At 51.2% G+C, this 20958-nt stretch carries 20 protein-coding genes; 12 read left to right on the top strand and 8 right to left on the bottom strand.

Annotation, left to right across the window (positions count from 1 at the left end; translation table 11 throughout):
- Positions 1-353 precede the first annotated feature (353 nt).
- Together GA565_RS02215 and GA565_RS02220 are read left to right on the top strand one after the other, a co-directional pair.
- Entirely contained in the window at positions 354-620 is a 267-nt protein-coding gene (locus GA565_RS02215) for a LysR family transcriptional regulator (RefSeq protein WP_152197201.1), read from the top strand.
- Between the two features lie 466 nt (positions 621-1086).
- The gene (locus GA565_RS02220; protein WP_055775966.1) at positions 1087-1353 is read left to right on the top strand and encodes a LysR family transcriptional regulator; all 267 of its coding nucleotides are present in this window, start codon (positions 1087-1089) and stop codon (positions 1351-1353) included.
- Between the two features lie 169 nt (positions 1354-1522).
- Here GA565_RS02220 and GA565_RS02225 read toward each other — a convergent pair whose 3' ends face one another.
- On the bottom strand, positions 1523-2617 hold the full coding sequence (locus GA565_RS02225) for a porin (protein ID WP_152201278.1): 1095 nt from the start codon (positions 2615-2617) through the stop codon (positions 1523-1525).
- Positions 2618-3122: 505 nt separating this feature from the next.
- On the opposite strand from GA565_RS02225, the gene GA565_RS02230 reads away from it, so the two are divergent.
- Positions 3123-4328 (top strand): MFS transporter, encoded by a 1206-nt coding sequence (locus GA565_RS02230; protein WP_152197202.1) that lies wholly within the window; start codon positions 3123-3125, stop codon positions 4326-4328.
- Between the two features lie 41 nt (positions 4329-4369).
- Here GA565_RS02230 and GA565_RS02235 read toward each other — a convergent pair whose 3' ends face one another.
- Positions 4370-4864 (bottom strand): GNAT family N-acetyltransferase, encoded by a 495-nt coding sequence (locus GA565_RS02235; RefSeq protein ID WP_152197203.1) that lies wholly within the window; start codon positions 4862-4864, stop codon positions 4370-4372.
- A 388-nt stretch (positions 4865-5252) separates the two neighbouring features.
- Here GA565_RS02235 and GA565_RS02240 point away from each other — a divergent pair, with 388 nt between their 5' ends.
- Positions 5253-5948: a pirin family protein gene (locus GA565_RS02240; protein WP_152197204.1), complete on the top strand. Its 696-nt coding sequence runs from the start codon at positions 5253-5255 to the stop codon at positions 5946-5948.
- A gap of 140 nt (positions 5949-6088) precedes the next feature.
- A complete protein-coding gene (gntR, locus tag GA565_RS02245) occupies positions 6089-7084 on the top strand; it encodes a gluconate operon transcriptional repressor GntR (RefSeq protein ID WP_152197205.1) in 996 nt (331 codons plus the stop codon).
- A 17-nt stretch (positions 7085-7101) separates the two neighbouring features.
- Here gntR and GA565_RS02250 read toward each other — a convergent pair whose 3' ends face one another.
- The gene (locus tag GA565_RS02250) at positions 7102-7635 is read right to left on the bottom strand and encodes a gluconokinase (RefSeq protein WP_152197206.1); all 534 of its coding nucleotides are present in this window, start codon (positions 7633-7635) and stop codon (positions 7102-7104) included.
- Positions 7636-7911: 276 nt separating this feature from the next.
- Between GA565_RS02250 and gntT the strand changes: the two genes are divergently transcribed.
- Complete coding sequence (gene gntT, locus GA565_RS02255; protein WP_152197207.1) at positions 7912-9228, top strand: gluconate transporter; 1317 nt, start codon at positions 7912-7914, stop codon at positions 9226-9228.
- A gap of 138 nt (positions 9229-9366) precedes the next feature.
- Positions 9367-10551, top strand: a complete 1185-nt coding sequence (locus tag GA565_RS02260) for a NupC/NupG family nucleoside CNT transporter (protein ID WP_152197208.1) — start codon at positions 9367-9369, stop codon at positions 10549-10551.
- Between the two features lie 91 nt (positions 10552-10642).
- Here the strand turns inward: GA565_RS02260 and GA565_RS02265 are convergent, their stop codons facing one another.
- Together GA565_RS02265 and aldA are read right to left on the bottom strand one after the other, a co-directional pair.
- A complete protein-coding gene (locus tag GA565_RS02265; protein WP_152197209.1) occupies positions 10643-11110 on the bottom strand; it encodes a DUF3574 domain-containing protein in 468 nt (155 codons plus the stop codon).
- 166 nt (positions 11111-11276) lie between these two features.
- Positions 11277-12716 carry an aldehyde dehydrogenase gene (gene aldA / locus GA565_RS02270; RefSeq protein ID WP_152197210.1) on the bottom strand — a complete coding sequence of 480 codons (1440 nt, stop codon included), beginning with the start codon at positions 12714-12716 and terminating at the stop codon, positions 11277-11279.
- Positions 12717-13148: 432 nt separating this feature from the next.
- Here aldA and rhaT point away from each other — a divergent pair, with 432 nt between their 5' ends.
- The gene (rhaT, locus tag GA565_RS02275; protein WP_152197211.1) at positions 13149-14183 is read left to right on the top strand and encodes an L-rhamnose/proton symporter RhaT; all 1035 of its coding nucleotides are present in this window, start codon (positions 13149-13151) and stop codon (positions 14181-14183) included.
- 47 nt (positions 14184-14230) lie between these two features.
- Here the strand turns inward: rhaT and rhaR are convergent, their stop codons facing one another.
- Together rhaR and rhaS are read right to left on the bottom strand one after the other, a co-directional pair.
- On the bottom strand, positions 14231-15082 hold the full coding sequence (rhaR, locus tag GA565_RS02280) for an HTH-type transcriptional activator RhaR (protein WP_152197212.1): 852 nt from the start codon (positions 15080-15082) through the stop codon (positions 14231-14233).
- A gap of 12 nt (positions 15083-15094) precedes the next feature.
- Entirely contained in the window at positions 15095-15919 is an 825-nt protein-coding gene (gene rhaS / locus GA565_RS02285) for an HTH-type transcriptional activator RhaS (protein ID WP_152197213.1), read from the bottom strand.
- A gap of 317 nt (positions 15920-16236) precedes the next feature.
- On the opposite strand from rhaS, the gene rhaB reads away from it, so the two are divergent.
- Genes rhaB through rhaM form a run of 4 tightly spaced genes read left to right on the top strand, consistent with a single transcriptional unit; the run spans position 16237 to position 20103 of the window.
- A complete protein-coding gene (rhaB, locus tag GA565_RS02290; protein ID WP_193311963.1) occupies positions 16237-17694 on the top strand; it encodes a rhamnulokinase in 1458 nt (485 codons plus the stop codon).
- Complete coding sequence (locus GA565_RS02295; protein ID WP_152197215.1) at positions 17691-18947, top strand: L-rhamnose isomerase; 1257 nt, start codon at positions 17691-17693, stop codon at positions 18945-18947. The genes rhaB and GA565_RS02295 overlap by 4 nt, the downstream gene beginning before the upstream one ends.
- A gap of 9 nt (positions 18948-18956) precedes the next feature.
- Positions 18957-19799, top strand: coding sequence for a rhamnulose-1-phosphate aldolase (gene rhaD / locus GA565_RS02300; protein ID WP_152197216.1), 843 nt, complete (start codon positions 18957-18959; stop codon positions 19797-19799).
- Complete coding sequence (rhaM, locus tag GA565_RS02305; protein WP_152197217.1) at positions 19789-20103, top strand: L-rhamnose mutarotase; 315 nt, start codon at positions 19789-19791, stop codon at positions 20101-20103. The genes rhaD and rhaM overlap by 11 nt, the downstream gene beginning before the upstream one ends.
- 79 nt (positions 20104-20182) lie before the next feature.
- On the opposite strand, the gene GA565_RS02310 is transcribed toward rhaM, so the two are convergent.
- Positions 20183-20776 carry a YhgN family NAAT transporter gene (locus GA565_RS02310; protein WP_055775986.1) on the bottom strand — a complete coding sequence of 198 codons (594 nt, stop codon included), beginning with the start codon at positions 20774-20776 and terminating at the stop codon, positions 20183-20185.
- Positions 20777-20958 lie beyond the last annotated feature (182 nt).

Consider the following 20958-nt stretch of genomic DNA (forward strand, 5'->3'; position numbering starts at 1 on the left):
TGGAAATATTGTCCACAGTAGACTTATTGTCTATGTGTCGCAACGGATTTTTTCTACTTTTGCTTAGTGACAATGGGGCCGAAATGGACGTTCGGCTTTGGGATTGGGTCCGATTTAGCGGCTTCAAATTAAATATTACTGTTTGTTGTTGTACTATATATATTGCGTTCAGCATAGTTGTCGTATTATTTGAATCAACTATGCTACCGGCTAGTTTTCTTATCTATTCAATTTAGCTCACAATGAATAGCTGTTGTGGATCTATTGTTTTTATTTATCATTTATTGCCGATCCATATAATTTCATGATGTTTGTGAGGTGTTCTTCCAAGGAATTACAGTAAAGGATTATCTATGATTATTGAGCCGAAAGGAGTAAATGGTTTTCTCGCTATTGTTGAAAATGGCAATTTTGAAAAAGCAGCGAAAAAACTGGGTATCACCACCTCTGCATTATCGATAAGAGTTAGCACATTGGAGAAACTCATTGGTGGAAAATTGCTGATTCGCAAACGCCCCTTTGTACTGACAAAAACGGGCCATCTTCTCTATAATCACGCTCTGCAGTTGCGGGAACTTGAAAATAGCCTAAAACAAAAGATAGATAAAATAGCAACCTAGCAGGTTATAACCGGGCAGATAGACCCTGGGTTACACTGATTTAGCTCAGGGTTTTTTATCCCGACTCCAATCACCATAATCTACTCCCCCTATTATATTTAATTAATTAAATCATTACATATCAATAGTTTATTATATTATTTATAAGTTAATTTAAAGGCAATTAATAATTCATGTAATTCGTTTCACCCATTCGTTTTAAGGATTTTAAGCGAATTTTGGTATTGTTATTAAAAAATATATGTCAACGTGCACACCTGAGTACTGCTTATGCGAGCAATATCGTTATCGGATTGTTAAATTAATTTATAGAGATCACCATGTTATAGCGAATACAGCCCTTTTTCTTATACTGAGGATATAGCATGTCTTTTTATGATCCCTCTATGTCGTATTACAAACAATTAAACTAGGTAAAGTCTTGATGGAATATTGCAACCTCTTTTAAGACTAACAAGGAGTTAACATGATTTTAGAACCTAAGAGTATTAATGGGTTTTTAGCTATTATTGATAATGGAAATTTTGACAAAGCGGCCAAGATATTGAATATCACTACCTCGGCGTTGTCGATCCGCGTAAGTTCGCTAGAAAGGAACATGGGGGAGAAGCTTCTTATCAGAACGCGCCCTTTCAGTTTGACGCAAGCGGGCGAGATTTTTTATGAGTATGCATTAGAGTTTAAGAAAATGGAGTCTTCATTAAAGCTGAGACTCACAGAGATTTCTGAATAAGATGAATGAGAAATAATCGCTTCCTATGGAATCGATTATTTCTTTTGCATGACTTAACTAACTAATCCGCTTGATCAATGCGAAACGTGGTTTACCGAGCCCTCACCGTAGAAAAAACTTGGCATGAACTCGATAAATCGCACGCGTCAATGAAGCCGACCTCAGTTAATTAGAACTGATAAACCAGGCCCAATCCCAACACGTCATCAGTATTGATTTTATTTGCTGCAGTAAACTCGTCCTTCTTCAACAGATTAATTTTATAATCGATGTAGGTATACATGTTCTTGTTGAAGGCGTAACTGGTGCCAATTTCCACATATTTGACCAGCGCATGCTTAGACACTTCGGTATTATCGGCATTTCTGAAGTTATTCAGGCCCTTGCCGGTTGACTGCAAGTAGGAGATGGATGGACGTAGGCCTTCTGCCACTCCGCCGACGAACAGATACTGCGCAACGAGCTCAATGTTTTGGGTCTTGTCGGCAAATTTATCTTCGCCGTAATGCGTCATGTTCCGTGTTTCGGACAGCATGGCGGCAAGATACAGCTTACTATTGTCATAGCGAATCCCTGCGGTCCAGGCATCGGCGTTGTTGCCATTCTTATCTGCCGTCTGCGTGATGGTGCGGTTCGATTTTGCATAGGCCGCTGCCAGGCTCACGTCGTGGCCCATATCATAGACTGAAGAAACGCCCCAGCCGTCGCCGTTGGCGCTAACTACTTTCTTTTCCTCATTTTTACCCTGATACTGCAGGGCAAAATTAAGGCCTTCTACGCCGCCAAAGAAATTATGGGTGCGGAAAGTGGCCAGGTTATTTGCGCGGCCGGTCATAAAGTTATCGCTTCTCGACCAACTGTCGCCACCGAACTCCGGGGTTAAATCGGTAAATGCTTCTACGTCATACAGCACGCCGTAATTGCGGCCATAGTCGAAGGTGCCGAAGTCGGCGAATTTCAGACCAGCAAACGCCAGACGCGTCGCACTGGTGTTACCGCTCGCTTCTGGGGTATTGGTTTTAATGTTGTATTCCCACTGGCCAAAACCGCTTAGCTGGTTCGATATTTTTGTTTCACCTTTAAAGCCAAGACGCGCATAGGATTTATCACCGTGTTCAGCGGCATTACTAGAAATATAATTTAATCCTACCATTTTGCCGTATAAGTCTAATTTGTTCGCATCCTTATTATAAATTTCTGCTGCATTTGCCGCTGAGGTTGCCACCAGTGCGGAAATCAGTATGACCAACGTTTTGCGCATCATCATATACCATCCTTTATTTTAAATAATTTAATTTATCTTATTGATTTGTATCATTAAGTTCGGGTAGATTACCGCCAAACAGGCTTTATAAAAAACTATATTTGAACTATTTTCCTTATTTGTGATGTTTATTGTCTAACGCGCCATTCTTATTTAAATTATTAAAATAAAATGTTTTGTTAATTTTAAATGTAATTATTTAAAATAATAGGAAGGTATTAAATGAGGTTTGTTGTTTTTTATTCTCGTTAGAGAAAACAAAATGGGTGATAAGCTAACTGAAGGCTTTTTATTATTTAATATAATGAATGTAATGGGGTGTCTATTTGACGTTTTGAACAGGAATCTAAGCGTTTATAACTAAACAGTGTTCTGATATTAAAAGAGAAAATCAGTGACCTGAGAATCGTTGATTAAGTCATCTATTACGAATAAAGTCATCAGCAAGGGGTGCCAGTTTTACTGCCGCCAAATGTCATAACAGTTAACGAGATTGCTTACTCTAATGTCGTCTTCCGCAGCTACTTCAACGCCCTCGGCCAATATCAACCTGCAGATCCTCGCCGTGATGATCTTCAACTTTGCAAATTACTTAACCATTGGTCTACCGATGGCGGTTTTACCCGGCTACGTTCACGACCATTTGGGCTTCAGCGCTTTCTGGGCGGGGCTGGCAATCAGTCTTCAATACTTTGCCACGCTGTTGAGCAGGCCGCACGCCGGTCGCTATGCGGATATTTTAGGACCGAAGCGCGTGGTGCTGATTGGGCTGGCAGGATGCATGTTGAGCGGCGTGTTTTATCTGCTGGCGGTGTGGCAAAACGCCTCTCCCATTTTAAGCCTGCTGCTGCTGTGCATCGGAAGACTCATCCTCGGCGTGGGGCAAAGTTTTGCAGGCACCGGCTCTACGCTGTGGGGAATTGGCCGCGTGGGGTCATTGCATATCGGTAAAGTCATTTCCTGGAGCGGGGTCGTGACCTACGGGGCAATGGCGATTGGCGCTCCGCTTGGCGTGTGGATTGTTCATATCGGCGGCCTGGCTCTGTTATCACTGTGCATTATCGCCATTGCCCTGTCGGCATTTTTGCTGGCGCTGAGCAAAGCGGGCGTGAGCAAAAATACCGCCAGCAGCGTTATCCCTTTTCGGCATGTTCTTGGCAAAGTGTTGCCTTATGGATTGGTAATGGGGCTCGCGTCGTCTGGATTTGGCGTTATCGCCACTTTTATTACCCTGTTTTACGATGCCAAAGGCTGGGGCGGCGGTGCCTTTGCTCTGACCCTGTTTAGCTCGGCGTTTGTTGGCATGCGGCTGCTGTTTCCCAACTGCATTAATCGTTTTGGCGGGCAGCGTGTTGCGTTGGTGTGTTTTGTTTTTGAAATCATGGGATTGTTATTGGTGTGGGCAGCATCAATTCCAGCGATAGCGCTGCTGGGTGCCATGTTGACCGGTGCAGGGTTCTCATTGGTGTTCCCTGCTCTGGGCGTTGTGGCGGTGAAAAGGTTGCCGCAGGAGAATCAGGGTAGCGCGTTGGCGACCTATACCGCTTTTATGGACTTATCGTTGGGCATTACCGGCCCGTTAGCGGGCATGTTGATGATTCACGCCGGCGTGTCGTCAATTTATCTGGCCTCGGCTTTTGCAGTTTGTCTGAGCGGAGCATTAGTACTGCGGCTGGTGCATAAAGAAAAACGGTTGGCGGTGGCAAAATAGCCGTTAAAACCCTCCCGCCACTAGGGCTGGAGGGGCATGATTCAAAGACGTACTCTTCCCATGTGATGGGTGGCGATCAGTTTGCCATTACGCAATGCAAACGCCTGCGAAGTGCCTTCAATCACAAAGTCGAACTTCTTGTACAGCGCCAGCGCCGCCGCGTTATCGACAAATACGGTCAGCTCCACACGGCTGATGCCAAGCCAGTTATCGCTGAGATCAAGCACCGCTGCCAGCAGCTGGCTGCCAATACCTTGCCCCTGAAATTCCGGATGTACTGCCATGCCGAAGTTTGCTACATGGCGGCGTCGCATCTGCGGCTGAACGTGCAGGGTTATCTGCCCGACCACGCGCTCGCCAAAGCATGCTACAAGTCGATAGGTGCCAGGTTGATCATCCGCCGCACGTTTTTGCCATAGCGCCGAAGCAGGGTGCGGTAGCTGTAGCGTATCGCTGTAAACCTGTTCATGGCTAAATAGCTGGTGAAGCTGCGAGTAATCCTCGGGCTCAACGTGGCGGATCTCAATCTGACTCATACAAGGCTCCATGCGGTAGTGGGATAATAACCTCTTAATTTATCTGTCTATTTCTAATAGTCAATTTAATAGTTGATGAAAAAAAATGCTTTACAAGTGCGAATGATAATGATTATTATTGTCATGCGTTCCGGGGATGGCTATTCACCATAGTCAAACGGGTCCCTGGGAGGCACGACATTGCTCACATTGCTTCCAGTATTACTTAGCCAGCCGGGTGCTGGCTTTTTTTTGCCTGCGATTTGCCCCTCCCTCTCATACTGCAACAAATCCTTTGCTTTTAATGACCTGTAATCAGTCAATTTTTTTGACTGTTGGCGTTAAGTTTTTACGCTTTCTTATTATCAGGCGTTGACTAGACTAGAGAAAACATTGAGGAGAGTTGAACATGATCTATCTACGCAAAGCACAAGAACGCGGACATGCGGCGCACGGTTGGCTGGACAGCTGGCACACTTTCTCTTTCGCTGACTACTATGACCCCAACTTTATGGGCTTCTCCGCGCTGCGGGTAATTAATGAAGACGTTATCGATGCGGGTCAGGGTTTTGGTACGCATCCGCATAAAGATATGGAAATTTTGACCTATGTTCTGTCCGGTACGGTTGAGCACAAAGACAGCATGGGCAATAAAGAGCAGATACAGGCGGGGGAGTTTCAGATTATGAGCGCCGGCAGTGGCGTGAAGCACTCTGAATACAATGGCAATAAGGACCAGCCGCTGCACCTTTATCAGATTTGGATAATTCCCGATACTAAAGGGCTTGAGCCACGCTACGATCAGCGGATGTTTGACGCGCCTCAGGGACGCCAACTGGTGCTGTCACCGGACGCACGTGAAGGTTCATTGAAAGTCTTTCAGGATATGGAGCTTTCTCGCTGGGCCTTTAAGCAGGGCGAAGACGGTGAATACCGAATTGCCGCCGAGCGTCGCGTATGGATCCAAGTGGTGAAGGGCAGTCTGACCGTTAACGGGCAGGCCATCACGACCAGCGATGCGCTGGCAATCTGGGACGAATCAGTGATTGCACTTCATGCCGAGCAAGACAGCGAAATTTTGCTGTTTGACCTTCCGCCGGTCTAATAAAGCTCTCCTCCCGCTAAATAGTGGCGGGAGGAGAAACTTCATTCATTGTTGCTACCTCGCGCATGCTGTTTTTGTGCCAAATCCCGCCATTTTTTGCTAAAATTCGTGCTTGTTCCTCTGATCCCAGTTCATTGAAAATGAAGAAAAAAAGGCCAGTGCTTCAGGACGTCGCCGACCGCGTAGGTGTTACCAAAATGACGGTCAGCCGCTATTTGCGTAATCCCGAACAGGTTTCTCTACTTCTGCAGGAGAAAATTGCCGCCGCGCTGGACGAATTGGGATACATACCTAACCGCGCACCGGATATCCTTTCCAATGCGAAAAGTCGCGCCATTGGCGTGCTGCTGCCATCGCTGACCAACCAGGTTTTCGCCGAGGTGCTGCGCGGCATTGAGAGCGTGACCGATATTCACGGTTATCAAACGATGCTGGCGCACTATGGCTACAGCGCGGAACGTGAAGAACAGCGTCTAACCTCGCTGCTTTCTTATAATATTGACGGGCTTATCCTCTCTGAGCGCAATCACTCAGCTCGTACTCTGAAAATGATTGAAGTTGCTGGCATTCCGGTGGTCGAGATGATGGACTGCGTGTCGCCCTGCGTGGATTTAGCGGTTGGATTTAACAACTTTGAAGCCGCACGGCAAATGACCCAGCAAATTATTGCCCACGGGCATCGGCACGTTGTGTACTTCGGCGCACGTCAGGATGAACGAACGTTGATTAAACAGGAAGGATATGAACAGGCGATGCGCGAGTCAGGTTTGCAGCCTTACAGCGTGATGACCAGCCGTTCGTCCAGCTACACCGCCGGTGCGGAGCTGCTGCGTCAGGCTCAGCTCGATTACCCGCAAATCGACAGTATTTTCTGTACCAATGACGACCTGGCGGCCGGGGCATTTTTTGAATGCCTGCGCCAGGGGCTGCATATTCCTTCACAAATGGCGATCGCCGGTTTCCACGGACATAATATGGGCCAGGCAATGGAGCCCAAACTTGCCAGCGTGCTCACGCCGCGTGAACGCATGGGGCAAATTACCGCCGAGCGTTTACTGGCGCGCCTGCGTGGTGAAGACGTGGTGCCAAAAATGGTCGACGTCGGCTTTACCATCTCGGCGGGCGGCAGTATTTAACCGCCCGACAAAGACTGTCAGGCCTCGGTGCGGTGTTGAGCCTTGGCGTTTTCTAGCGCGGTAACGCAGCGTTTCACAACGCCTTCAACCTGATGGTCAATATTCACGCGTACCACGTCGGCTTCGTCTTCGCCCGGCTCTTCAAGCGCTTCGAACTGGCTTTTCAGCATGTCCTGAGAGAAGAAGTGTCCGGCGCGTGATTTTAGTCGCTGCAAAATCACCTCTTCGCTGCCTTTCAAATACAGGAAGATGATGCCGTCGTTGCCTTTGCGCAGCGCATCGCGGTAGCGGCGTTTCAGCGCCGAGCACACGATAATACCGGTTTCATTTTTATGCTCAAGGCTGTAGGCCGCGTCACTCAGGCGCTCCAACCAAGGCATGCGATCGTCATCGTTCAGCGGTTGCCCGCTCGCCATTTTCTGAATATTGGCGCGGGGGTGAAGATCGTCACCGTCTATAAATTTAGCGTTTATCGCTCTTGCGACGGCTGCTCCTACGGTTGATTTACCGCTGCCTGACACACCCATCAAAATGATGCTTTGCCCTGCCATAAGTTTGATCTCCGTCCCATATTTAGAATTTACCCGCGTGGGCGATTCCTTATATTAGCATGTTACCGGTATCATGATACCGGTAACAAATGGAGGTGTGACTAACATCACAAAGGAACCTGTGTAAATTTTAGCGCTATCTGCTGATTAGGCTCGCGCTGAACTCGCAAACTTACAAAAAAATATCACTCGCGCACTGTTATCTGCACCGCAAACGCGTCGGCCGTTTTTTGGCTCGGGGCCGGATAGGGCGGAAAGAGGCGGAAGGGGAAAGTTATGCCATTAGTCATTGTTGCAGTTGGTGTTGCCATACTGCTGTTGCTTATGATCCGATTCAAATTAAACGGTTTTATCGCTCTGATTCTCGTCGCACTGGCCGTCGGCGTGATGCAGGGCATGCCTGTCGATAAAGTGATCACGTCTATCAAAAACGGCGTGGGCGGAACGCTCGGCAGTCTTGCTCTTATCATGGGCTTCGGCGCCATGCTGGGTAAACTGCTGGCCGACTGCGGCGGTGCGCAGCGTATCGCGACCACCCTTATCGACAAGTTTGGTGTGAAATACATTCAGTGGGCGCTGGTTATCACCGGCTTCATTGTTGGTTTTGCGCTGTTCTATGAAGTTGGCTTCGTGCTGATGCTGCCGCTGGTGTTCTCCGTTGCTGCCTCGGCGCGCCTGCCGCTGCTTTACGTTGGTGTGCCAATGGCTGCCGCGCTGTCAGTGACCCACGGGTTCTTGCCTCCGCACCCTGGTCCAACGGCGATTGCCACTATTTTCCATGCTGATATGGGTAAAACTCTGCTGTACGGTGCTATTTTAGGCGTGCCGACGGTTATTCTGGCCGGTCCGGTGTATGCACGTTTCCTGAAAGGGATTGATAAGCCGGTTCCGCAGGGCCTGTTTAACCCAAAAACCTTTACTGAAGAAGAGATGCCTGGCTTCGGCGTCAGCGTAGCGACTTCCCTGGTGCCGGTCATTCTGATGGCGTTTCGCGCGATTACCGAGATGATCGTGCCGAAAGGTCACCCGATTCTGTCTTATGCCGAATTCTTCGGTGATCCGGTGATGGCAACGCTGATTGCGGTGCTGATTGCTATCTTCACCTTTGGTTTGAACCGCGGTCGCAAGATGGAAGACGTGATGGCGACCATCACTGACTCGATTAAAATTATCGCCATGATGCTGTTAATCATCGGTGGTGGCGGTGCGTTCAAGCAGGTGCTGGTTGACAGCGGCGTCGATAAATACATCGCGGCGCTGATGCAGGGCAGTACGCTGTCACCAATTCTGCTGGCCTGGACCATTGCCGCCGTGCTGCGTTTGGCGCTGGGTTCTGCCACCGTGGCGGCGATTACCGCGGGCGGTATTGCAGCTCCGTTGATTGCCACTACCGGCGTAAGCCCTGAGCTGATGGTTATTGCCGTGGGTTCCGGCAGCGTGATTTTCTCTCACGTTAACGACCCTGGCTTCTGGCTGTTTAAAGAGTATTTCAACCTGACAATTGGTGAAACGATGAGATCCTGGTCAGTGCTTGAGACCATTATCTCGGTAAGCGGCCTGGTCGGTTGTTTGCTGCTGGCGAACGTGGTCTAACTATCACGCTTTGATTCCTGCCGTCGACCGGCGGCAGGAATCTTTGTCTGCTCGATAAATATCTTTTCAAGAATAGTGAAAGCTGCTCAAAAATGTGGCTCAATACGGCCAAATAATTTTGATGCTGGACAACTTTCAATGCCCTCAGTTTTGCATTTTATATTGGCTCTTGTAGTCATCTTCTTCCTGGCGTTCATTTTTAGTAATGACCGCAAAAAAATCCGCCCGCGCGTTATTCTTCAATTAATTGTGATTGAAGGCCTTCTGGCGTGGTTCTTTCTGCATGCCAGCAGCGGTTTATCGATAGTCACCGCGGTATCCGCATTCTTTGAAAACCTGTTGACCTATGCGGCGCAGGGTTCTGACTTCGTATTTGGCGGTATGAGCAAGGCAGGACTGGCGTTTATCTTCCTCGGCGTGCTTTGCCCGATTATTTTTATTTCTGCCTTAATCGGTATTATGCAGCACTTACGTATTCTGCCGCTGCTGATCCGCATTGTTGGCACTCTGCTTTCAAAAGTGAACGGTATGGGCAAGCTGGAATCGTTCAACGCCGTCAGTACGCTGATTTTGGGTCAGTCCGAAAACTTTATTGCCTATAAGGGCGTGCTGGCGGATATCTCTCCTCGCCGACTGTACTCCATGGCCGCGGCGGCAATGTCTACCGTTTCACTGTCGATTGTTGGCGCCTACATGACCATGATTGAGCCTAAATACGTGGTAGCCGCGCTTATCCTCAACATGTTCAGCACCTTTATTATCCTGTCGATTATCAACCCTACGCCGCTGGGCGATGAGCCTGAAATCAAGCTGGAAAAGCTGCACGAAGACCAAAGCTTCTTTGAAATGCTCGGTGAATACATTCTGGCCGGTTTCAAGGTCGCGGTGATTATCATGGCAATGCTGATTGGTTTTATTGCGATCATTGCTGCAGTGAATGCGCTGTTTACCGCGATTTTCGGCATCAGCTTTCAGCAGATTCTGGGCTATGTTTTCTATCCGTTTGCCTGGTTGATAGGTATTCCGGCACCTGACGCGCTGAAGGCTGCCAGCATTATGGCGACCAAACTGGTGACTAATGAATTTGTTGCGATGATTGATTTGCAGAAAATCGCCAGCGAACTCTCTCCACGTGGCCTGGGGATCTTATCCGTGTTCCTGGTCTCATTCGCCAACTTTGCTTCTATCGGTATTGTGGCGGGTGCTATCAAGGGGCTGAATGAAAAGCAGGGTAACGTCGTTTCTCGTTTCGCACTTAAGCTAGTTTATGGCTCCACACTGGTCAGCCTGCTTTCTGCGGCCTTCGCGGGATTAGTGCTGTAAGGTTCTGCTCACAGCGCCCCCATCCTAACCTTCCTCACTTTTGTTCAGGGGGGAAGGTTAGGATGGGGGCGCTGACTACACCGCTATTTCGTTAGAAATCAACACACGCCGGGTTATCAACCTGCATTACCGAATCCTGCTTGAAGCGCTGTTTATAGATGTCGCGGATCTCGGTGATTTTTTTCTGCTCCTGCGCACTATCCACGCGGATAAGCATCAGTGCTTTACTGTCCTCTTTTATAACCACGCCTTCACTTCTCAACCACTGACCTTTAGCATCAAATACACTTAAGCCATCTTTAAAGCGCGGCGTCACGTCTTTATCGACGAACGACTGCCACTGGGCTTTGCTGACCGGAGCGGCATTGTGACGGCTCAGGCCAAAATAAAGTGTGGTTTGCATCATCAGGTTACCCGTTTTGCAGGTCAATGCCGGTGCGGCAGGCGTAACGGTTTCGGCGGCCTTCGGTGGGTAAGGAGCCTGTGGTGCAGGGGGCGTGGCGGCACAGCCGGTAAGCGATACGGCGACCAGAGCGGCAAGCAGAGCGGGGGTCTTCATTGCTGATTCCTTGTGATTTGCTATCAATGGCAGCGCAACACCTTTCGCGCTGTTTGTATTATTATCGGCGGTCTTATGTAAAATCCGCCGCCAATATCATAGGGTCTGATATCCCCACTAAGCAATCACTCAAGCCGGTAAAAACTCCCCACTATTTCACGATAAATTATTGATACTGCAAATAGGCGACGTGGGTTTGCAAATACTCCTCCAGGCCGTGACGGCCGTCCGCGCCACCAATACCCGATTTTCGCCAACCGGCGTGAAAACCCTGCATCGCTTCGAAGTTTTCACGGTTCACATAGGTCTCGCCAAATTTAAGTTTTTTTAGCGCGGTCATCGCGGTATTGATATTTTGCGTGTAGATGGCCGAAGTGAGGCCGTATTCGCTGTCATTGGCCAGCGCAATCACTTCCTCCAGCGTTTTAAACGTTGTTACCGGCAGCACTGGGCCAAAAATCTCATGCTGCATAATGTCCATTTTCTGGTTTACGTGGGTCAGAATAGTGGGCTGGAAGAAATAGCCCTTATCGCCGGCCCGCTTGCCGCCGAGCAGGACTTTCGCGCCCTGCTGCACAGCGGTGGCTACTTTATCCTCAACACGTTTTAGTGCCTCTGCACTGATAAGCGGTCCCATATCCAGCGCGGCGCTTTGCGCCGTATCGCCATAGGTTACCTGCTCAAACGCCAGGGTGAGACGGGTCATAAATTGATCGTAAATATCTTCCTGCACGTAGAGGCGCTCGGCGCAGTTGCACACTTGTCCGCTATTAATTATTCGCGAACTGACGACAGCTTTTACCGCTAAATCGAGGTCAGCATCGTTCATCACGATGGCAGGAGCCTTGCCGCCCAACTCAAGCGATACTTTGGTGACATTTTGCGCCGCCGCAATCATGGTCTGAATACCGGCATTAACGCTGCCGGTCAGGCTAACCATGCCCACTTTAGGGTTGGCCGCCAGTTCGTGCCCGACCACGGGACCGTAGCCAGTAACCAGGTTGAATACGCCTTTTGGCAGGCCAATCTCATCGACGATTTCGGCAAAGATAATGGCGTTATTTGGCGTCAGTTCGCTGGGTTTAATCACGATGGTATTGCCGGTCAGTAGCGCGGGGGCGGCTTTACGCGCAATTAAAAAGAATGGGAAGTTCCAGGGCAAAATGCCGGTGGTGACGCCGATAGCCTTTTTGAACACCAGAATATTTTCATTCGGCCGATCGCTTTGCACGATTTCGCCCTCGTAGCGGCGCGCCCATTCAGCTACGTAGTCGAGATAGTCGGCAGTAAACAGCACTTCAGTCTGCGCCAGACCGCGTGTTTTTCCGCCTTCGGCGATAATAACCTCGGTCAGCTCGGCTTCGCGCTGACGAATTCCCTCGGCAATTCTATGCAGCCATGCGCCACGCTCCACCGCGGGCAAGGCCTCCCAGCCATCCTGAGCCGCATGTGCGGCATCAATCGCCCGCTTGGCGTCGTCGGCGTTGCCCTCCGGCACTTGCGAAATAACCTGCTCGGTGGCTGGATTGATGACGTCTATCCATTTATCACTGTGGTTTTCAACAAACTGGCCGTCGATATACATGCGCTGTTGAATGATGGTCATGTGCAGATTCTCCGTTATGGCGTGGATCGCGTTGTAAGTCACAGAAGCGTGCTAATGAAAGCGGACTGTTAATTAATTGAGGTAAAATTGTTTCATTCTTAAAACATGACGCAGATTGTGATGCGAAACCTTTTCGTTATTGCCACAGAAACGGGCAGCGTGGCAAAAATCGGCGTATTGGCCGAATCTACCCGGCAAAATTGTGATTTCGCCCGTTGTAGCGGGAGTTGTCAGCGTTAACGACGGAAAAGGCCGATTAAGGGCAGAAAAGAAATTTGTGATCGCGCGCGGCGAAATCTTGCCAATTTCGCCAAAAAACTCGGCGGGTGGGCAACCAGACAGAGGTTGTGCGCGGCAACAACTCCTTAGACTCCTTCGTATGCAGGAAAGCCGCTTATTTCCTGTTCGCCTCAACCCTACGAAGGAATAAAAATGAATAATGCAATCCTGTTAGGCATCATGTGGCACTTTATCGGTGCCACCAGTGCGGCTTGTTTCTATGCCCCGTTTAAAAAAGTGCGCAACTGGTCGTGGGAAACCATGTGGTCAGTTGGCGGCGTTATGTCGTGGCTCATCCTGCCGTGGGCGGTCAGTGCTACTCTGCTGCCCCATTTCTGGAGCTATTACAGTTCCTTCAGTTTCTCTACGTTGCTGCCAGTGTTTCTCTTCGGCGCAATGTGGGGCATCGGTAACATCAATTATGGTTTAACCATGCGCTATCTCGGCATGTCGATGGGCATTGGTATCGCCATCGGGGTCACGTTGGTGGTCGGCACGCTAATGACGCCGCTGCTGCAAGGCCGGTTTGTGGAACTCTTTAGTTCGGAGGGCGGGCGTTTAACGCTGCTCGGCGTGCTGGTGGCGGTGATTGGTGTGGGGATTGTCACCCGTGCCGGTTTGCTGAAAGAGCGGGCAATGGGCGTGACGGCGCAGGAATTCAACCTGAAGAAAGGGCTGGTACTGGCGGTGCTGTGCGGAATTTTCTCGGCAGGTATGTCGTTTGCGATGGACGCCGCCAAACCGATGCACGAAGTCGCCGCTGCGTTGGGCATTGATCCACTGTACGTCGCGTTGCCAAGCTACGTGGTTATCATGGGCGGCGGGGCTATTGTGAATCTGGCGTACTGCTTTATCCGTCTGGCAACCAAAAAAGAGCTGTCGGTGAAAGCCGATTTCTCCGTGGCAAAGCCGCTGCTAGTGGCTAACGTGCTGTTTGCGCTGCTCGGCGGCACCATGTGGTACCTGCAATTTTTCTTCTATGCCTGGGGCCACGCACAAATTCCCGCGCAGTATGATTTTATCAGCTGGATGCTGCACATGAGTTTCTACGTGCTGTGTGGCGGACTGGTAGGACTGATTATGAAGGAGTGGAAAAACGTGGGTCAGCGGCCGGTCGGTGTGTTGAGTCTGGGGTGTCTGGTGATTGTGATGGCGGCAAATATCGTTGGCCTGGGCATGGCCTCTTAACCTCAAAAGGGTAAATCCTGACGTGCATCTGGTAACGTCAGGGTTTATCAAAGCGCAAATTTTGGCGTTCGCTCAAACTGTTGGCGCCAGGCGCTGGGGGTCATGCCTGTTTCTCGGGTGAACACCACGGAAAAATAGTTACTGTCGTCGAAGCCGCAGCGCGCCGCTACGTCGGTAATCAGGCTCTCGCTGCTGCGCAGCAGGTGCTTGGCCTGACAAAGCTGCAACTGACGTAAATAGTGTCCGATGCTCATGCCGGTTTGTTGGCGAAACAGCTGCTTTAAACTGCGTTCCGACAGCTGGTGTTGTTCACAAAACGTCGCCAGACAAAGATTTTTTCCCACGTCTGCCTGAATCGCCGACATCAATAAATCCAGCTGTTCGCCTTCAGGCAGTGCATAGGCCTTGTCGGCCGCATAGCGGTGGCGCCGCAGAATAAGCGCCAGCTGTAAAAACAGCGCCTCAGTCAGCTGCAGCGACAACACGTCGCTTTTTCTAGTCTCCTGCACCAGTTGTAAAATTACCCCTCGGGCCAGCGCCATGCCACGCGTGGTCAGCCGCCAGTGGGTGGGGCTTTCCGACGCCTCATGCGGCAGTATTTCAGACCAGTTCAGCCCGAGTTTAAAGCGCTCCGGACAGTAAATAATATTATCTAGCACCAAGTCGTTGACCGAATCGTAACTGTGGCAGTCGTTCTCTTTGATATAGAAAATATCGCCACAGGTAACCAACCACGGCCTGTCATTCAGCACGTGTAACCCATTGCCGCGCCAGACAATAACGATCTCGCAGAACGCGTGCGTGTGCGCGGGGAATGACGGCTGCGGCGCTCGGTCGGCGACCGCGACCGGCATCAGTTCAGAGGGCAAATAGTCGGCTTTTGGCAAACGGAGTGTCATAGGTCCTCGGCGTTAATTCATGTGCTGATGCACGTTGCGCGGTGCATAGCCAAACTCACGTTTAAACAGCGTCGAAAAATGGTTGCTGTCGCTAAACCCGCATTGGAAGGCAATATCCGTGACCCGCATTTCGCTGTGGCGCAGCAGGTGGCGCGACTGCAGCAGCCTCAGGCGGTTGAGATAGCGCTGCGGCGTACTGCCGGTTTGCTGCTTTAACTGACGATGCAGCGTGCGCAGCGACAGGGAAAAATGGCTTGCCAGTTCGTCCCAGTCTATTTCTTCGCTGTAGTGCTCGTTTAACCAATCAAGCAGATGACGCAGGCGACTCTCCTGATTGTTGTCCTGCTGCGCACTGCGGCCCTGGCGCAGCAGCACCAGGAGCTGCATAAAGCGCAGCTCCTGTTCGGCCTGTTGTTCAATACAAAATTGCGCCACGCTGCGCGGCAGTTGGTCAATCAGCGTTTTGGCCTGCGCCATCACCTTATTGTTGATGCGCCACAGCGACGGGTAATTGCCTTCCTGCTCCTGCGGCAGCAGGTCGCGCAGCCCCGAAAGAAATCGGAAGGCCTCGGGACCGCGATACAGCACGTTGGTCAGATGCAAATTGTCGGTTTGTTCATAAAGATGCCGGTCGTGGTCGCGAATAAAACATACGCAGCCCCCGCACAGTGTCTGCGGCTGGCCGTTAAGCACGTGTACGCCGCTGCCTTGTTCAACTAGGACAATTTCATGAAAATCATGATGATGCTCAGGAAAAGCCCCCTGAGGCGCACGCGGCTCAACCGCAATTGAAAAACCACCGGCAGGGAAAAAATCAACGCTGTGTAATATGGTCATTTTTAACACCTCATTAATAAATTCGTAACCGATGGTAGTGAGCGAGGCGAAACTTTACCTTGAATTTTTGACCGTAAAATCGCGTTGGTGGACGGATTATTCAAGAATTACACAAAATTGATTCAGAAATGCGGCGGGAGTCACAGCTTGAGAGCGAGAAGAGCAAAAGAAAAAAGTGTGAGCTGGTTCAAGCTCATCTTTGCACAATTGCCAGCAACGGTTTTGTGCTGGCAGTAACGAAAAGGCGGCAAATTTCAGTAATTTTAGACTGGAGGCATTGAATCAGCAGGGACTGAAATGCAATGACCATCCGCCATATTGTCGCAATCGACCTCGGGGCCTCCAGTGGCCGCATCATGCTGGCCCGTTCCGACCTCCAACGGGGCACGTTGACACTGCGGGAAGTCAGCCGTTTTCCTAATCATCTGGTGCACATCAATGAACATGAATGCTGGGATGTTGACGCGCTGGAGCAGGCCATTCGCGCCGGTTTGCAGCAGCTGGACGACGAAGGTATTACACTGGACAGCCTTGGCATCGATACCTGGGGCGTCGATTTTGTGTTACTGGATGCCCACGGCAGACGCTTGGCACCCGCTGTTTCTTATCGCGACAGGCGCACTCACGGTGTAATGGCCAAAGCGCAGTGCGCGCTGAGTCGTGAGACCATTTACCGGCAAACCGGCATTCAATTTCTGCCCTTTAACACTCTTTATCAGATGCGCGCCCTGACTCAGGCACAGCCCGAGCTGGTGGCGAACATCGCCCACGTTTTGATGATCCCCGACTATTTGCACTATCGCCTCACCGGCCAACTCTGCTGGGAATACACCAATGCGACCACCACGCAAATGCTCAATATCGAGAGCGGCAAGTGGGACAGCAAACTGCTGCACTGGGCTGGCGCCAAGGCTCGATGGTTTGGTCGCCCGTCGCAGCCAGGTTCTCGGGTAGGCGAATGGACAAGCGCGAGAGGCAAAAGCGTGCCGGTGACGGCGGTAGCCACACACGACACGGCCAGCGCGGTACTGGGCACGCCACTGGGCGATGCAGATGCGGCGTATCTCAGCTCAGGCACTTGGTCTCTGATGGGTTTTGAAAGCCTGACGCCGTTCAACAGTCGCGCCGCGTTGGCCGCCAACATTACCAACGAGGGCGGCGCAGAAGGGCGCTATCGGGTGCTGAAAAATATTATGGGACTGTGGCTGCTGCAAAGAGTTTGCGACGAGCTGCACATCGACGATTTATGCACACTTATCGACGATGCCGCGCAGCAAAAGGCCTGCCGTGGATTAATTAATCCCAACGATGAGCGTTTTATTAATCCGTCGAGCATGGTGCGTGAAATTCAGGACGCCTGCGTTGAAAACGCTATGCCACAGCCGCAAACCGCTGCCGAACTGGCGCGCTGCATTTTCGACAGTTTGGCGTTGCTCTATCGCCAGGTGCTTGAAGAGCTCGCCAGTGTGCGCGGAAAATCGTTTACCCAGCTGCACATCGTCGGCGGCGGTTGTCAGAACCATTTCCTCAATCAGCTTTGCGCCAATGCCTGTGGCCTGCCGGTCATTGCCGGTCCGGTCGAGGCCTCGACGCTGGGCAATATCGGCTGTCAGCTGATCGCGTTGGGCGATTTCAGCGACGTCAGCGCGTTCCGCCAGCACGTCGGCGAACGCTTCCCGCTACACCGCATTGAACCCCATTCTGACAGCGCCATCGCGGCCAACTGGCCACGTTTTCAGGCGCTAAGCCAACCTAATAAGGAATTTTGCTTATGACCAAGCTTATCGATCAGGCGTTTGAACTGGCTAAACAGCGTTTTGCTGCCGTAGGTGTGGACGTTGAGGCCGCGCTGAGCCGCTTAGACACCGTGCCGGTTTCCATGCACTGCTGGCAGGGCGACGACGTGCGCGGTTTTGAAAACCCGCAGGGCGCGCTGACCGGTGGCATTCAGGCGACGGGTAATTATCCCGGACGTGCGACTACGGCGGCTGAGCTACGCGCTGACCTTGATAAGGCAATGTCGCTGATACCGGGACCAAAACGCCTGAATCTGCACGCGATTTATCTTGAAAGCGACCGGCCAGTTGAACGCACGGATATCGAGCCGAAACACTTCAGCAACTGGGTCGAGTGGGCCAAAAAAAGTCGCATTGGGCTGGATTTTAACCCGACCTGTTTTTCTCATCCACACAGCGCCGACGGTTTCACCCTCGCCAGCGCCAGCGCTGAAATCCGTCAGTTCTGGATTGAGCACTGTAAGGCCAGCCGCAAAATCTCGGCATCGTTTGGTGAGCAACTCGGCACGGCGTCGGTGATGAACATTTGGGTGCCAGACGGCATGAAAGACCTGACTATTGACCGCATGGGCCCACGTCGGCGCTTGATGAATTCGCTGGATGAAATCATCAAAGAGAAACTGAACCCCGCGCAGCATATCGACGCGGTTGAGAGCAAGCTGTTCGGCATTGGCGCCGAGAGTTACACGGTGGGTTCCAACGAGTTTTTCCTGGGCTACGCCACCAGCCGTCAGACTGCGCTGACGCTCGACGCCGGTCATTTCCATCCTACTGAAGTGATTTCCGACAAAATTTCGACCGCCATGCTTTACGTGCCGCGACTGCTACTGCACGTCAGCCGTCCGGTACGCTGGGACAGCGATCACGTGGTGATTCTGGATGATGAAACTCAGGCCATCGCCAGCGAAATCGCCCGCAACGACCTGTTTGACAAGGTTCACATCGGGTTGGACTTCTTCGACGCCTCCATCAACCGCATTGCGGCTTGGGTTATCGGCACGCGCAATGCTAAAAAAGCCCTGCTGCGCGCGCTGCTAGAACCTATTGAGCCACTGCGCAACGCCGAAAATGACGGCGACTATACCCTGCGTCTGGCGCTGCTGGAGGAGCAAAAATCTCTGCCGTGGCAGGCGGTGTGGGAAACCTATTGTCTGCGTAACGACGTGCCCGCCGATGCCGGCTGGATTACCGACGTGCGTCGCTACGAACAACAAATACTCCGTCAACGTTAAGGATTTATCATGCAAAGCATTCTTTCTTCGTGGTTTGTGCAGGGAATGGTGAAAGCCACTGCGGATATGTGGCTCAAGGGGTGGGACGAGCGCAACGGCGGCAATATCAGCCTGCGGTTGCTGGCGGAAGACGTGAAGCCGTTTGAGGCGGATTTTGTGACTGAACCGCGTCACATCGAGCTGACTCAGGCCGCGCCACTGCTGGCGAACTGCTGGTTTTTGGTTACCGGCTCCGGCAAGTTTTTCCGCAATGTGCAGCTTGATCCAGCCGACACGCTGGTGCTGCTGCAGGTCAGTAACGACGGGCGTTCGTACAAAATTCATTGGGGGCTGGTCAACGGTGGCGTGCCGACGTCAGAGCTGGCATCGCATTTCCAGTCACACAGCGTACGCAAGCAGCTGACTCACGGCAGAGATCGGGTGATTATGCACTGCCACGCCACAAACTTTATGGCGCTGAGTTACGTGCTGGAATTGGACGCCGCCCGCTTCACCCGTCAGCTTTGGGAAGGCAGCACCGAGTGTCTGGTGGTGTTTCCTGACGGCGTGGGCATCGTACCGTGGACGGTGCCGGGCACCGATGGCATCGGCGAAAAAACTGCTGAACAGATGAAGCATCATAGCATCGTGCTGTGGCCGTTCCACGGTATTTTCGGCGCCGGACCGACTCTGGACGAAACGTTTGGGCTGATCGATACGGCAGAAAAATCGTCGGAAGTGCTGGTGAAAGTGATATCGATGGGCGGCATGAAGCAGACGATTTCTACACAGGAGCTTATCGCGCTCGGCAAACGCTTTGGCGTTACTCCGTGGCAGGATGCACTGCACTTGGACAAACGCAATGTTGCGTAAAGCCTTTGTGATGCAGGTACATCCGCACGCGCACGCTGAATATGCGAGGCGGCATGCGCCCATCTGGCCGGAACTTGAGCAAACTCTGAAGACGCATGGAGCACATCACTACAGTATTTTTCTCGATGAAGAGCGGCATTTGCTGTTCGCTGTGGTCGAGATTGAATCGCAGTCCCGTTGGGACGCGGTGGCGCAAACCGAAGTATGCCAGCGCTGGTGGCTGTCGATGTGTGAGTTGATGCCGAGCAATGCGGATAATAGTCCGCTGAGCCGGGAATTAACGTCAGTGTTTTATATGCTGTAGGCGTCGCTGCTCCCCATCCTTACCTTCCCCGCTGAGAAGAGCAGCAGAAGATAAGGATGGGGGGAAAACGACACACATCCTAAATCTTCAAATAGGCCCTGATCCCATCAAGGAACATCTGCGTTGAGAGCATCACCAATACCAATCCCATCAGGCGTTCAAGTGCACTGACGCCTCTGTCGCCTAGCAGGCGCAGGAAAAGGTTCGACAGCAGTAAAATCCCCATCGACAGTCCCCAGGCAATAAAGAGCGCCAGCGTCAGGTGACCAATCTGATGGGGATATTGGTGCGAAAGCAGCATCAGCGTGGCCAATATTGACGGCCCGGCGACCAGCGGTATCGCCAGCGGCACCAGAAAAGGTTCTTCGCCCGCAGGCAGACCGGAGCTGTTATTTTCCTGAGAAGGGAAAATCATCTTGATAGCGATTAAAAACAGAATGATCCCGCCGGAAATTGACACCGTTTCAGTGCGCAAATTCAGGAAGGACAGGATCTTCTCGCCGGCAAAGAGGAAGATAAGCATCAGGATCAGCGCGATCAACATTTCGCGGATCAACACCACACGACGACGTTTCGGATCCAGATGCTTGAGCACCGACATAAAAATCGGCAGATTGCCCAGTGGATCCATAATTAAAAACAACAATATCGTGGCTGAAATCATTTCAGTCATAACCGCTATCCCCCTGGATATTATTCTCTCTATAAGCAAAGCTGCTAACAAAGCGTCTGGTATCGATTAAATTCACTTGCCACTTAGCGTACATTTTGTAAGGTATACACTCGCGCGCTAACGGGGCAACACGTCGCAATTTCACCCGCTTTAAAGGGGGAAACTGCGCTAAAACGGTGCAA

Source organism: Rouxiella sp. S1S-2 (assembly GCF_009208105.1).
Classification (GTDB): domain Bacteria; phylum Pseudomonadota; class Gammaproteobacteria; order Enterobacterales; family Enterobacteriaceae; genus Rouxiella.

What these genes read in the sequence shown, in the direction of transcription:
- GA565_RS02235 (WP_152197203.1), bottom strand. Translation starts at nt 4,864, where the DNA reads ATGAGTCAGATTGAGATCCGCCACGTTGAGCCCGAGGATTACTCGCAG.
- gntR (WP_152197205.1), top strand. Translation starts at nt 6,089, where the DNA reads ATGAAGAAAAAAAGGCCAGTGCTTCAGGACGTCGCCGACCGCGTAGGT.
- GA565_RS02215 (WP_152197201.1), top strand. Translation starts at nt 354, where the DNA reads ATGATTATTGAGCCGAAAGGAGTAAATGGTTTTCTCGCTATTGTTGAA.
- GA565_RS02250 (WP_152197206.1), bottom strand. Translation starts at nt 7,635, where the DNA reads ATGGCAGGGCAAAGCATCATTTTGATGGGTGTGTCAGGCAGCGGTAAA.
- GA565_RS02225 (WP_152201278.1), bottom strand. Translation starts at nt 2,617, where the DNA reads ATGATGCGCAAAACGTTGGTCATACTGATTTCCGCACTGGTGGCAACC.
- rhaS (WP_152197213.1), bottom strand. Translation starts at nt 15,919, where the DNA reads ATGACCATATTACACAGCGTTGATTTTTTCCCTGCCGGTGGTTTTTCA.
- GA565_RS02240 (WP_152197204.1), top strand. Translation starts at nt 5,253, where the DNA reads ATGATCTATCTACGCAAAGCACAAGAACGCGGACATGCGGCGCACGGT.
- gntT (WP_152197207.1), top strand. Translation starts at nt 7,912, where the DNA reads ATGCCATTAGTCATTGTTGCAGTTGGTGTTGCCATACTGCTGTTGCTT.
- GA565_RS02230 (WP_152197202.1), top strand. Translation starts at nt 3,123, where the DNA reads ATGTCGTCTTCCGCAGCTACTTCAACGCCCTCGGCCAATATCAACCTG.
- aldA (WP_152197210.1), bottom strand. Translation starts at nt 12,716, where the DNA reads ATGACCATCATTCAACAGCGCATGTATATCGACGGCCAGTTTGTTGAA.
- GA565_RS02265 (WP_152197209.1), bottom strand. Translation starts at nt 11,110, where the DNA reads ATGAAGACCCCCGCTCTGCTTGCCGCTCTGGTCGCCGTATCGCTTACC.
- rhaT (WP_152197211.1), top strand. Translation starts at nt 13,149, where the DNA reads ATGAATAATGCAATCCTGTTAGGCATCATGTGGCACTTTATCGGTGCC.
- GA565_RS02220 (WP_055775966.1), top strand. Translation starts at nt 1,087, where the DNA reads ATGATTTTAGAACCTAAGAGTATTAATGGGTTTTTAGCTATTATTGAT.
- rhaM (WP_152197217.1), top strand. Translation starts at nt 19,789, where the DNA reads ATGTTGCGTAAAGCCTTTGTGATGCAGGTACATCCGCACGCGCACGCT.
- rhaR (WP_152197212.1), bottom strand. Translation starts at nt 15,082, where the DNA reads ATGACACTCCGTTTGCCAAAAGCCGACTATTTGCCCTCTGAACTGATG.
- GA565_RS02295 (WP_152197215.1), top strand. Translation starts at nt 17,691, where the DNA reads ATGACCAAGCTTATCGATCAGGCGTTTGAACTGGCTAAACAGCGTTTT.
- GA565_RS02310 (WP_055775986.1), bottom strand. Translation starts at nt 20,776, where the DNA reads ATGACTGAAATGATTTCAGCCACGATATTGTTGTTTTTAATTATGGAT.
- rhaD (WP_152197216.1), top strand. Translation starts at nt 18,957, where the DNA reads ATGCAAAGCATTCTTTCTTCGTGGTTTGTGCAGGGAATGGTGAAAGCC.
- GA565_RS02260 (WP_152197208.1), top strand. Translation starts at nt 9,367, where the DNA reads ATGCCCTCAGTTTTGCATTTTATATTGGCTCTTGTAGTCATCTTCTTC.